This window comes from Pseudomonas sp. 10B238, assembly GCF_000970615.1.
Lineage (GTDB): Bacteria > Pseudomonadota > Gammaproteobacteria > Pseudomonadales > Pseudomonadaceae > Stutzerimonas.
On the sequence record NZ_KQ033931.1, the window covers coordinates 213,355 to 225,676 of the forward strand.

Consider the following 12,322-nt stretch of genomic DNA (forward strand, 5'->3'; position numbering starts at 1 on the left):
GCGGCGTCAGAGACGCACCGAGCAGCACCGCTTGAAGCTGGACGGAAAATTAGCGAGCGGTACGTGGCTTCTTTTTCGCCAAAGCCAGGTGCGAAAACACCGCATGGAGATCATCCGACGCGCTGTCTTCATCGAGGTTGAGTTTGCTGTCGATATGATCCATGTGATGCATCATCAGGCGCACCGCCTTTTCGCTGTCGCGCGCGGCGATGGCGTCGATCAATTCATTGTGCTCGTCAAACGAGCAATGCGAGCGATTGCCGCTTTCGTACTGCGCGATGATCAGCGAGGTTTGCGATACCAAGCTGCGCTGGAAGCTCACCAGCGGCGCGTTCTTGGCGGCCTCGGCCAGCTTCAGGTGAAACTCGCCGGACAGACGAATCCCCGCGCCGCGATCACCGCGTGCAAAGCAATCCTGCTCATCGGTCACCATCTGCCGCAGTTCGCTCAGCTGGTCGGCGCTGGCGTGCTGCACAGCCAGTTCGGTAATGGCGCGCTCGACCATGCGCCGGGCAAAGAAGATCTGCCGCGCTTCCTCAACACTCGGGCTGGCCACTACCGCGCCGCGATTCGGCCGCAGCAGCACTACACCTTCATGGGCGAGCCGTGACAGGGCACGGCGAATGATGGTGCGGCTTACACCGAAGATCTCGCCCAACGCCTCTTCGCTGAGCTTGGTGCCCGGCGCCAGTCGCTGTTCAAGGATTGCATCAAAGATATGAGCGTAAACGATGTCGTCCTGGGTCCCGGTACGGGCCTTGCCGCTTCGTGTCGGCTTTTTCAAAGGCTGCAACTGTTCGTTCATGGTGACTCGCGTCGGAGGGGTCGGCAGGTTCGAACTTTACTGCCTTTCGTAACGCAGCTGGGAGACGCCAATACGAAAACAAGCAAATAAAGCGCATTTTATTGTGCACAATCAGCGCACCAAGAATATTTCTATAACTCAATCAGCCGCGCTAATACGCACGCTTTCGCCTGCCACATCGCAAGCTGAATCAGGGAATACGCGGCAGCTAGGGAATTGCCTGTTGCATTTCTTGTATACAAAAGCATAATCGCGCCAAGCCTTTCTGACCTTTCGGTCAACAAAACCGAATGAAAGCGCCCCACCATCACCTGCCCTCGAGAGCGCTGCTCTGGGTGATAGACAACAAGAACGATGAGGAACACCTTGTGGAAACCACCAAGCAGGAACAGCCGGCCCTCGGCCTGCAGCCAGAAAACCCCGGCTTGCTCGACCGATTTTTCAAACTCAGCGCTCACCGAACCACTATCAAGACAGAGATGCTCGCCGGCCTGACGACCTTCGTCACCATGGCCTACATCATCTTCGTCAATCCCAACATCATGGCCGACGCAGGTATCGACCACGGTGCAGCCTTTGTCGCGACCTGTATCGGTGCAGCGCTCGGCTGCCTGTTAATGGGACTGTATGCCAACTGGCCGGTGGGCCTGGCGCCCGGCATGGGCCTCAACGCGTTTTTCACTTATACCGTGGTGGGCGAGATGGGCTACAGCTGGGAGATCGCCCTCGGGGCGGTATTCCTTTCCGGCATCCTGTTCATGATCATGAGCCTGTCCCGTCTGCGCGAGTGGTTGCTCAACAGCATTCCGATGAGCCTGCGCTTCGCCATGGGTGCCGGGGTCGGGTTGTTTCTCGGGCTGATCGGCCTCAAGACCGCCGGCATCGTTGTCGACAGCCCCGCTACCCTGCTGACCATGGGTTCGTTCGGCGAGCCCACCGCCCTGCTCGCCGCGGTGTGCTTCCTGATGATCGCTGTGCTCAGTCATCGCAACGTGTTCGGCGCGATCCTGCTGAGCATGCTGGCGGTCACCGGTATCGGCTGGGCGATGGGGCTGGTCGAGTACAACGGGCTGGTCTCGATGCCACCCAGCCTGGCGCCGACCTGGCTGGCGATGGATATCGCCGGTGCGCTGAACGTGACCATGGTCAGCGTGATCCTGGCGTTCCTCTTCGTGAACATGTTCGATACTGCCGGCACCCTGATGGGCGTTGCGCACCGTGCGCATCTGGTGGACGAGGATGGCAAGATCCAGAACCTCTCGCGCGCACTGAAAGCCGACAGCACCTCCAGCGTCGTGGGCGCCTTCGTTGGTTGTCCACCAGTGACCAGCTACGTGGAAAGCGCTTCGGGCGTTGCCGCGGGTGGACGCACTGGCCTTACGGCTGTCACCGTCGGCGCGCTGTTTCTGATTGCGATGTTCTTCGCACCGCTGGCCGGCATGATCCCTGCGTACGCAACGGCTGGCGCGCTGATCTATGTGGCGATGCTGATGATGAGCGGCATGGCGCACATCGACTGGAAGGACCATACCGATACCATCCCGGCCATCGTCACCGTGGTGATGATGCCGCTGACCTTCTCCATCGCCAACGGCATCGCGCTGGGCTTTCTGACCTATGCGACGCTCAAGCTGCTGACCGGCCAGCGCGACAAGGTCTCAATCAGCCTGTATGTGTTGTGTGTAATCTTCGTCGCCAAGTTCGCCTTCCTGTAAGTCAGGCGAGCTCAGAGCCCCATCGCTTCGGCGGTGGGGCTTTTGCACGTTCTGTCCTGAGACAAACCTGCTGAGCGACGTTGTCGCCAGCCCCATGACCAGCGCGCCGCGGCCGTCTGCCGGCACGCAAGATCTGCCATGCGCTATAGAGGAGCACAGAGATGAGTCTGGAAACCTGGTTGTTGTTTGCGAGTGCGGCGTTGGTGGTCATCCTGATCCCTGGCCCGTTATCGCTGCTGATGATCAGCAACAGCCTCAACTACGGACTGCGACGTTCCTGGCCGGCGTTTGTCGGCGGGGTCAGTGCATCGATCTGCCTGCTCAGCGCTTCGGCCCTGGGGCTAGGCGCACTGCTGCTGGCATCGGAACAAGTGTTCAGCGCTCTGAAAATCATCGGCGCATTTTATCTCTTCTATCTGGCGTGGCAGAGCTGGCAGGAATCACGCCGCCCCGCCAGCGGGCCCAGCATGACAACCAGCGAAGTGAGCCCGCGCTTTCGCCAGTTGTTCTGGCGCGCCTTCGGGCTAGGCGCCAGCAACCCCAAGGACATCCTCTTCTTCGCCGCCTTCCTGCCGCAGTTTCTCAGTGCAGATCGGCCCTTCATGCCGCAGTTGCTGGTGATGATCCTGACCTGGGCGGTTCTGGATCTCTGTTGCAAGCTGGCCTACGGGTTGGGCGCGCATGGGGCGGCGCGTTACCTGCGCACGGGCAAGGGGCAAGTTTGGTTCAACAGAACCAGCGCTGCGCTGTTTGGGGGCGCGGGGGCGGCTTCGTTGGTGAGTCGGTGAGGACGCTGAGTCCATTACACGCGAGCACCTGCGCCATGAATCGGTGCCGACAAGCACTGTCGCGCTGGCTGAAGTTCAGCGCCGCCCACACCGCGGCCAGGCGCCCTACGAGAAAACAGTAGGGTGGGCTTCAGCCCACCGGCGTTGACGCACCGGATTCGGTGGGCTGAAGCCCACCCTACCTGTCTGATCGACAGCGACCAGACACCACCGAACGCCCATTTCAAAAAAAACCCGCCATCGCTGGCGGGTCGGGGACTCAGGGGAGTCAAGGTTTCACGCATGGGAGAAGTACCGCCGCGTCGCTGCAAACGCGGCATGTGCCATTAGCTACCTCGATAGGTCGAGTAGCTATACGGCGAAATCAGCAGCGGCACGTGGTAGTGATCCTGCTCGGCGCTGATGCCGAAGCGCAGCACCACTACATCCAGAAAGGCCGGTTCGGGAAGCGCAACGCCGCGCCCGCGGTAGTAGTCGCCGGCTGCGAACTGCAATTGGTACACGCCAGAACGATAGTCGTCACCTTCCAGCAGAGGCGAGTCGCAACGGCCATCGCTATTGGTCTGACTCGTCGTAACCAGCTCGAGGCGTTCGCCTTCGACACGATAGAGTTCGATGCGGATGTCGCTGCCTGGGCAACCGTGGGCTGCATCCAGTACATGAGTAGTCAAACGTCCCATAGATTCCAGCACCAGCGATCAATCGCCAATGCCCGCCTCCTCTTAGTGGTGATTGGTGGAGATGGATCGAGCATAGCATCCCGCCGAAAAAAACAAAGACAGTTTTAAAGAAAATTGTACACAGTTTATAAATCACCAGTTTGGCCCGCTTCCTGCTGGTTAGTATTGGCTGGAAGCGGCTGGCTCGCAGGCCGGCGAGACAAACCATAAGAGAAGAGGCGCCGCTCGCAGATCATGACGAATAGATTTTCAGGTTTTTTGATTTACAAACCGCAAAACGTTTTGTATACAATTGAGCCATGATGGTCGTCGGTACTTCACAGCGGCGACCCGCGGATCAGACAAGGAATAACAACAGTGAGCGCAGACTACCCTCGCGATCTCATCGGCTATGCCGAGAACCCACCCCATCCGCAATGGCCAGGCAAGGCCCGTATCGCCCTGTCCTTCGTACTCAACTACGAGGAAGGCGGAGAGCGTTGCGTACTGCATGGCGACACCGAATCCGAAGCCTTCCTGTCCGAAATGGTGTCAGCCCAGCCATTGCAGGGCGCGCGCAACATGAGCATGGAATCCCTCTACGAATACGGTAGCCGTGCCGGCGTGTGGCGGCTGCTGAAGCTGTTCCGCAAATTCGATATTCCGTTGACGATCTTCGCGGTGGCGATGGCTGCGCAGCGTCACCCCGACGTGATCAAAGCCATGGTTGCCGACGGCCACGAGATCTGCAGCCATGGCTATCGCTGGATCGACTATCAGTACATGGACGAGGCGCAAGAGCGCGAGCACATGCTCGAGGCCATCCGCATCCTCACCGACATCACCGGTGAGCGTCCGCTGGGTTGGTACACCGGCCGCACCGGGCCGAACACCCGCCGTCTGGTACGCGAGGAAGGCGGCTTCCTTTATGACTCCGACACCTACGACGACGACCTGCCCTACTGGGACCCTGAATCGACGCCAGACAAACCGCATCTGGTGATCCCCTACACGTTGGACACCAACGACATGCGCTTCACCCAGGCGCAGGGTTTCAACAAGGGTGATGACTTCTTCGAATACCTGAAGGACGCCTTCGACGTGCTCTACGCCGAAGGATGTGAGGGCGCGCCGAAGATGCTGTCCATTGGGATGCATTGCCGCCTGCTGGGCCGGCCTGCCCGCATGGCCGCGCTGCAGCGCTTCATCGAGTACGCCAAGGGTCACGAGCAGGTGTGGTTTGCCCGCCGTGTCGACATCGCCCGCCACTGGCACTCGACTCATCCGCTTACTCAGGAACGCAGCTAATGACCCCGTTCAAGACCATCAAGCCGTCCACACTCGACCGCGACACCTTTATCTCAACTTTCGCTGATGTCTACGAGCATTCGCCGTGGGTAGCCGACACTGTTTATCAGGCAGGCGTGGACGAGACGCTGGACAACATCGAAGTGATGCACGAGCGGATGTCCCAGGCCATGTTGTCGGCCCATCCCGACACCCAATTGGCGCTGATCAACGCTCACCCGGACCTTGCCGGCAAGGCTGCCGTTCGTGGCGAGCTGACCGCCTCAAGCACCGCAGAACAGGCCGGCGCCGGCATTCATGAATGCACCCCGGAAGAGTTCACCCGCTTTACCGAACTGAACGATGCCTATAAAGCCAAGTTCGGCTTCATCTTCATCATGGCCGTCAAAGGCAGTAACCGGCACCAGATCCTGGCCGCGTTCGAAGAGCGCATGCACAACTCGCAGGATCAGGAATTTGCCCGCGCCCTGGCTGAGATCAACAAAATCGCCCTGTTCCGTCTGCAGGCGATGTAAGCAAGCACCATCAGACGACACGAAGAGAAGAACAACGTATGAAGAGCTACGCCGTACCTTTCGAAAAATACGTCAACCTGGCCGACGCCCGCCTGGGCACCAAGGCTATCTCCGTCACAGACGACTGGTTTGCCGACGTCAATCGGCTGTTCCAGCCGACGCCGGCCGTATGGAAGGAGGGCGTTTTCGATGACAACGGCAAGTGGATGGACGGCTGGGAGTCGCGCCGCAAGCGCTTCGAAGGCTACGACCAAGCGGTCATTCGCCTCGGCGTGCCCGGCTCGATCAAGGGCGTCGACATCGACACCAGCTTCTTCACTGGCAACTTCCCGCCCTCCGCTTCGCTGGAAGCCTGCTTCCTCGCCGAAGGCGATCCGGACGACAACACGGTATGGACTGAAATCCTTCCCGCGGTAGAGCTGCAGGGCAACAGCCATCACTACCACGAGATCGGGTTCGACAAGCCGGTCAGCCACCTGCGCTTCAACATCTACCCGGACGGCGGCGTCGCCCGTCTGCGTGTGCACGGCATTCCGTACCGCGACTGGAGCAGCGTTGGCGACAACGAGCAGCTCGACCTGGCCTCGGCGCTCAACGGCGGTCGCGCGCTGGCCTGCTCCGACGAGCATTTCGGTCGCATGAGCAACATCCTCAACCCGGGTCGTGGCATCAACATGGGTGACGGCTGGGAAACCGCACGTCGCCGCACGCCGGGCAACGACTGGGTCATCGTCGCGCTGGGCGCTCCCGGCGAAATCGAGCGCATCGTCGTCGACACCCTGCACTTCAAGGGTAACTACCCGGACAGCTGCAGCATTCAGGCGGCCTACGTTAAAGGCGGTACCGACAGCCAGATCGAAACCCAGAGCCTGTTCTGGCGTGAACTGCTGCCGAGCCAAAAGCTGGAAATGCACGCCGAACACGAGTTCAGCGAACAGATCGCCAAGCTTGGCCCGATCACCCACGTGCGCCTGAGCATCTTCCCGGACGGTGGCGTGAGTCGTCTGCGGTTATTTGGCAAGGCGGTGAAGTAAGCCGACAACGCCAATGGCGTAGCAATCGGCCATTGGCGGGCTGGACGGCGTTTCGCTCCAGCCCGTCTGGGACGAAGACCGGCCGCTACAGCGGTGGGCTGAAGCCCACCCTACGGCTGGATTCGTAGGTTCTGTAGGGTGGGCTTCAGCCCACCGAAACCTGCCCCCAAGACGGTGGCTTACAAATCAGCAAACATATACGGGCACAGCATGCGCACACTCAAGATCGAACCGTTGACCAAGGAAGCCTTCGCCCCGTTCGGTGATGTGATCGAAACCGAAGGCAGCGACTATTTCATGATCAACAACGGTTCCACTCGCCGCTATCACAAGCTGGCGACGGTCGAGACCGCGCAGCCGGACGATCAGGCCATCATCAGCATCTTCGCCGCCGACGCGCTGGACATGCCGCTGATCATTCGCATGCTCGAACGACATCCGCAGGGCAGCCAGGCTTTCATTCCGCTGCTCGGCAATCCCTTTCTGGTCGTGGTCGCGCCACTTGGCGATGCACCTGTACCGGGTAACGTCCGCGCCTTCCGCAGCAACGGCAGGCAGGGCGTCAATTACCACCGCGGCGTCTGGCACCACCCGGTGCTGACGATCGAAAAGCGGGATGAATTCCTGGTGGTCGATCGCAGCGGTTCTGGCAACAACTGCGACGAGCATTTTTTCACCGAGGAAGAGCAGCTTCTCCTCGACCCCCACCGGGACTCCGAGCAAGCGATCGATTGATTACCGAAGGGCCATTACCGGAACGGCTGGCAAACACAACCGATACCGGCATGCGTGCTTCGGAACAAGCGGGACACTTGCGACGAGTCGAATAAGAAGAAACATCGGTTGGCGTGCCAGCCGTGCAAGAGGTAATTATCGTGGAAGCACATCTGACCGAATGGCTGAACCTTACTGTTCGCTGGATTCACATGATCGTCGGCATCGCCTGGATCGGTGCATCGTTCTACTTCGTCTGGTTGGAAAACAACCTTAACCGCGCCAACCCCCGCGATGGCCTGTCCGGCGATCTCTGGGCGATTCACGGCGGCGGTATCTACCACCTGGAAAAATACAAGCTGGCTCCGCCACAAATGCCGGAGAACCTGCACTGGTTCAAGTGGGAGGCCTACACCACCTGGCTGTCGGGCGTGACCCTGCTGATGGTGGTCTACTACCTCAACCCTTCGCTCTACCTGATCGCACCTGGCAGTGATCTGGCGCCAGCGATGGCCATTGCCATCGGCTTCGGTTCGTTGATCGTCGGCTGGTTTGTCTATGACCTGCTCTGCGACTCGCCGCTAGGCAAGAAGCCCGCACTGCTCGGCCTGATCCTGTTCGTCCTGGTGATCTTCGCCGCCTGGGCTTATTCGCAAGTATTCAGCGGTCGCGCGGCCTACATCCACACCGGCGCGCTGATCGGCACCATCATGGTAGGCAACGTGTTCCGCATCATCATGCCGGCACAACGTGCGCTGGTTGCGGCCATCGAACAGAACCGCACGCCGGATCCGTTGCTGCCAGCCAAGGGCCTGCTGCGTTCGCGCCACAACAACTATTTCACCCTGCCTGTGCTGTTCATCATGATCAGCAACCACTTCCCGAGCACCTATGGCAGCCAGTACAACTGGCTGATCCTCGCCGGGATTTCGGTACTCGCGGTACTGGTGCGCCACTACTTCAACACCCGTCATGACAGCAACCGCTTCGCCTGGACGCTGCCGGCTGCGGCAGTCGGCATGATCTGCCTGGCGTTCGTCACCGCGCCCAACCGTCAGGGTGGTGTTCCCAACGCCGTGCCGACCAGCCCGCGCGAGCAGAGCATTGAGGCGCAACAGGCCGCTGCAGCAGCGCCGGCCGAGCAAGCCGGCAACAGCGAGTTCGCCGAAGTCCATCGCATCATCAACGAGCGCTGCACGGTTTGCCACGCCGCTCAGCCGAGCAGCCCGCTGTTCAGCGCAGCGCCTGCAGGCGTGATGTTCGATACACCTGAGCAGATCCGCCAGCAGGCCGCGAAGATCCACGCCCAGGCCGTCGCGAGCCAGATCATGCCGCTGGGCAACATGACCAACATGACCCAGGAGGAGCGCGACCTGCTCGGCGCCTGGATCGACAAGGGCGCACCGATCGACTGATCAGCGCCCACCAGCCGCGCTCCCGGGCGCGGCTTTTTTTCACCTGTACGCTCAAGCCACGCAACACCAGGCGAGGCGTCAGCTCAACCCGAGATCATACCCAGCGGACGGCGACAGCCGAACCCTGAGCACCCTATACCCGGCCCCGCACGTTCAGCGGGGTCACCGCGACCATCCAATAACAAAAGCGTCCGAGGTGTATTGCATGAACGATGTGACCGAGCGGGAAACCGCCCCAGCGGAGAAGCGACTGCCCTTGCTGCAGATGCTGCTGGTGAGCTTTCAGCACGTGCTGCTGATGTACGGCGGAGCGGTGGCCGTCCCGCTGATCGTGGGTCAGGCCGCCGGACTGTCTCGTGAGGAGATCGCCTTCCTGATTAACGCCGACTTGCTGGTGGCGGGTATCGCCACGCTCGTACAGTCGATGGGCATCGGGCCGGTGGGCATCCGCATGCCGGTGATGATGGGCGCCAGCTTCGCCGCGGTCAGCAGCATGGTGGTGATGGCAGGCATGCCCGGCGTGGGCATGACCGGGATTTTCGGCGCGACCATCGCTGCCGGTTTCTTCGGCCTGTTGATTGCGCCTTTCGTGTGCAAGATTGTGCGGCTGTTTCCACCGCTGGTGACCGGCACCGTGATCACTGCGATCGGGCTTTCGCTGTTTCCAGTCGCGGTGAACTGGGCGGGCGGCGGCAGCGGTACCGGCCAGTTCGGCGCTCTGCCCTACCTTGGCGTGGCCGCAGCGGTACTGGCCGTGATCCTGCTGATCAACCAGTTCATGCGTGGCTTTTGGGTCAACGTGTCGGTGTTGGTTGGCATGGCGCTGGGCTATGTGCTGGCTGGCAGCCTGGGCATGGTGGACTTGTCCGGTATCAGTGCTGCGCCGGTCTTCCAGATCGTCACGCCAAACCACTTCGGGGCGCCGCAGTTCCTGCTCGCACCGATCCTGTCGATGTGCCTCGTGGTGGTGATCATCTTTGTCGAATCAGCCGGCATGTTTCTCGCGTTGGGCAAGATCACCGGGCAGGAGGTCGACCCGAAGCAACTGCGCCGCGGCCTGCTGTGTGACGCCGGCGCGACCTTTCTGGCCGGCTTCATGAACACCTTCACCCACTCTTCGTTCGCTCAAAACATCGGCCTGGTTCAGATGACCGGCGTGCGCAGCCGCTACGTCACTGCCGTTGCCGGCCTGTTTCTGCTCAGCCTGAGTTTGCTGCCCAAAGCTGCATTCATGGTCGCCTCGATTCCCGCCGCCGTGCTCGGCGGTGCAGGGATCGCCATGTTTGGCATGGTCGCGGCCACCGGCATCAAGATCTTGCAGGAAGCCGACATCGGTGACCGTCGCAACCAACTACTGGTCGCGGTGAGCATTGGCCTGGGCATGGTCCCGGTGGTGCGTCCGGAGTTCTTCGCGCACCTGCCGCACTGGATGGAGCCGATTACCCATAGCGGCATCGCCGTAGCCACCATAAGCGCGGTAACGCTCAACCTGCTGTTCAATGTGCTGGGGGGAGCCGAGCGCCAGGCACTGACCGGCGCCGCTCACCACTGACGGCAGCGCGCCAAGAAAGAAACAGAGCCCGCCATGTGCGGGCTTTGTTTTTTTCTGCCTTGTTTTTCTCACTCAACACCCGAGACTCGACAAGCGTTATACCCCCGTTAAAATGCCCCGCCGTCACCCCGCCCGCGCCAACCGAGAAGGACTGATCGATGATCGAAGCAACCTGGATCGCCTTCGCGTTCATCCTGGGCCTAGCGGCACGTTCGGTCGGGTTACCCCCATTGATCGGCTACCTGGGCGCGGGCTTTGCCCTGGCCGCGTTCGGCGGGCATTTCGGCGTCGGCCCGACCGACAGCGTGATTCTCGAACACCTGGCGCACCTGGGTGTGTTGCTGCTGCTGTTCACCGTCGGGCTCAAGCTCAAACTGAGCAATCTGGTACGGCGCGAGGTGATCGGCGGCAGCTTGCTGCATTTCGGCATTTCCAGCCTGGTGGTGTTACCAGCGATCCTGGTGTTTCTCGATACCAGCTGGCGCGAGAGTGTGCTGCTGGCGGTCGCATTGTCGTTTTCCAGTACCGTGCTGGCAGCCAAGGTACTGGAAGGCAAACGCGAGCTGCGCGCCTTTCACGGCCGAGTCGCCATTGGCGTACTGATCATTCAGGACCTGATCGCCCTGGTGGTGATGAGCATCGCCAGCGGCAAGGTTCCTTCGGCTTGGGCGCTGCTGGTGTTCGGCCTTCCGCTACTGCGCCCGTTGCTATTCCGCCTGCTCGATCACAGTGGCCACGAGGAGCTGATGGTGCTGCTGGGACTGATGCTGGCGCTGGTGGCGGGCGGTCTCGGTTTCGAATATGTGGGCCTCAGTTCGGAATTGGGCGCACTGGCCTTTGGCGCCATGCTGGCCAAGCACAAGCGCGCCACCGAGCTTTCCAATTCACTGTGGGCGATCAAGGAAGTCTTTCTAGTCGGCTTTTTCCTGCAGATTGGCATTGGTGGATTGCCGGGCATGGAGGCCATGCTCTTTGCCGGCGCGGCGGCGTTGCTACTGCCGTTGAAAGGCGCACTGTTCTTCTTCCTGTTCCTGCTGTTCCGCCTGCGCGCGCGCAGTGCCTTTCTCAGCGCCTCGAGCCTGACCAACTACAGCGAATTCGGTTTGATCGTTGCCAGTGTGGTACTCCCGCAATGGCTCACCCCGCTGGCCATCACCGTAGCCCTGTCGTTCGTCATTTCCGCTCAGCTCAACCGTATCTCCCACCCGCTCTACGACCGCTTTGCCAGACGCCTGATCCCCTTGGAGCGCAACACACGCCATCCCGATGAGCAGCCGGTGTCGCTGGGCGACGCGCAGATCCTGATCATGGGTATGGGCCGCACCGGACGTGCCGCCTACGATCACCTACAGAATCAGGGCTGGCGATTGATCAGCCTCGATTCGGACCCGGTAACCGTAGAAAAGAGCAGCGAGAAAGGCCGCCATGTACTGTTCGCTGACGCCGAAGACCAGATGTTCTGGGAGAGCCTGGAGATGAACAAGGTTGAGGCGGTGATCCTGGCGATGAACGATGCCGAAGCCAAGATCATCTCCACGCGCAAACTGCGCGGCAAAGGGTTCGAAGGGCTAATCGTCTCCCACGCGATGTACGAAGACATTGCCCAGCAGATTGAGGAGGCCGGCGCGGATCGCACCTACCTAACCATGAGCGAAGCCGGCGCCGGCCTGGCCGAGAACGTCTCCCGCGAATTGCAAGCCAACCGCTGACCGGTACCCACCGCAGCGCCATGCCTGGCGGGCTCCGAGGCTCTCCAGTCATAATTGTGCACAATTTTTAAATTTCTTGTTTCAACAGCTGTTCACAGGTTGTTATAG

Annotated in this window: 11 protein-coding genes; 9 read left to right on the forward strand and 2 right to left on the reverse strand. The window is 60.7% G+C overall.

Annotated features, from left to right (window positions below):
- Nucleotides 1-49 precede the first annotated feature (49 nt).
- The gene (locus tag RT21_RS09505; protein ID WP_046162552.1) at nucleotides 50-805 is read right to left on the reverse strand and encodes a GntR family transcriptional regulator; all 756 of its coding nucleotides are present in this window, start codon (nucleotides 803-805) and stop codon (nucleotides 50-52) included.
- Nucleotides 806-1,173: 368 nt separating this feature from the next.
- Between RT21_RS09505 and RT21_RS09510 the strand changes: the two genes are divergently transcribed.
- Nucleotides 1,174-2,520, forward strand: coding sequence for an NCS2 family permease (locus tag RT21_RS09510; RefSeq protein WP_046162553.1), 1,347 nt, complete (start codon nucleotides 1,174-1,176; stop codon nucleotides 2,518-2,520).
- A gap of 161 nt (nucleotides 2,521-2,681) precedes the next feature.
- A complete protein-coding gene (locus RT21_RS09515; RefSeq protein WP_046162554.1) occupies nucleotides 2,682-3,308 on the forward strand; it encodes a LysE family translocator in 627 nt (208 codons plus the stop codon).
- Between the two features lie 326 nt (nucleotides 3,309-3,634).
- On the opposite strand, the gene uraH is transcribed toward RT21_RS09515, so the two are convergent.
- Nucleotides 3,635-3,988: a hydroxyisourate hydrolase gene (gene uraH, locus RT21_RS09520; protein ID WP_046162555.1), complete on the reverse strand. Its 354-nt coding sequence runs from the start codon at nucleotides 3,986-3,988 to the stop codon at nucleotides 3,635-3,637.
- A gap of 357 nt (nucleotides 3,989-4,345) precedes the next feature.
- On the opposite strand from uraH, the gene puuE reads away from it, so the two are divergent.
- The 7 genes from puuE (at nucleotide 4,346) to RT21_RS09555 (ending at nucleotide 12,214) form a co-directional block, all read left to right on the forward strand.
- Nucleotides 4,346-5,275, forward strand: a complete 930-nt coding sequence (puuE, locus tag RT21_RS09525; RefSeq protein ID WP_046162556.1) for an allantoinase PuuE — start codon at nucleotides 4,346-4,348, stop codon at nucleotides 5,273-5,275.
- A complete protein-coding gene (gene uraD / locus RT21_RS09530; RefSeq protein ID WP_046162557.1) occupies nucleotides 5,275-5,790 on the forward strand; it encodes a 2-oxo-4-hydroxy-4-carboxy-5-ureidoimidazoline decarboxylase in 516 nt (171 codons plus the stop codon). The genes puuE and uraD overlap by 1 nt, the downstream gene beginning before the upstream one ends.
- Nucleotides 5,791-5,828: 38 nt before the next feature.
- The gene (gene alc, locus RT21_RS09535; RefSeq protein WP_046162558.1) at nucleotides 5,829-6,824 is read left to right on the forward strand and encodes an allantoicase; all 996 of its coding nucleotides are present in this window, start codon (nucleotides 5,829-5,831) and stop codon (nucleotides 6,822-6,824) included.
- Between the two features lie 210 nt (nucleotides 6,825-7,034).
- Nucleotides 7,035-7,559, forward strand: a complete 525-nt coding sequence (locus tag RT21_RS09540) for an ureidoglycolate lyase (protein ID WP_046162559.1) — start codon at nucleotides 7,035-7,037, stop codon at nucleotides 7,557-7,559.
- A 140-nt stretch (nucleotides 7,560-7,699) separates the two neighbouring features.
- Complete coding sequence (locus RT21_RS09545) at nucleotides 7,700-8,953, forward strand: urate hydroxylase PuuD (RefSeq protein ID WP_046162560.1); 1,254 nt, start codon at nucleotides 7,700-7,702, stop codon at nucleotides 8,951-8,953.
- A 205-nt stretch (nucleotides 8,954-9,158) separates the two neighbouring features.
- Nucleotides 9,159-10,505 carry a nucleobase:cation symporter-2 family protein gene (locus RT21_RS09550; protein WP_046162561.1) on the forward strand — a complete coding sequence of 449 codons (1,347 nt, stop codon included), beginning with the start codon at nucleotides 9,159-9,161 and terminating at the stop codon, nucleotides 10,503-10,505.
- A 158-nt stretch (nucleotides 10,506-10,663) separates the two neighbouring features.
- Nucleotides 10,664-12,214, forward strand: a complete 1,551-nt coding sequence (locus tag RT21_RS09555) for a cation:proton antiporter family protein (protein WP_046162562.1) — start codon at nucleotides 10,664-10,666, stop codon at nucleotides 12,212-12,214.
- The last annotated feature ends 108 nt before the right edge of the window (nucleotides 12,215-12,322 follow it).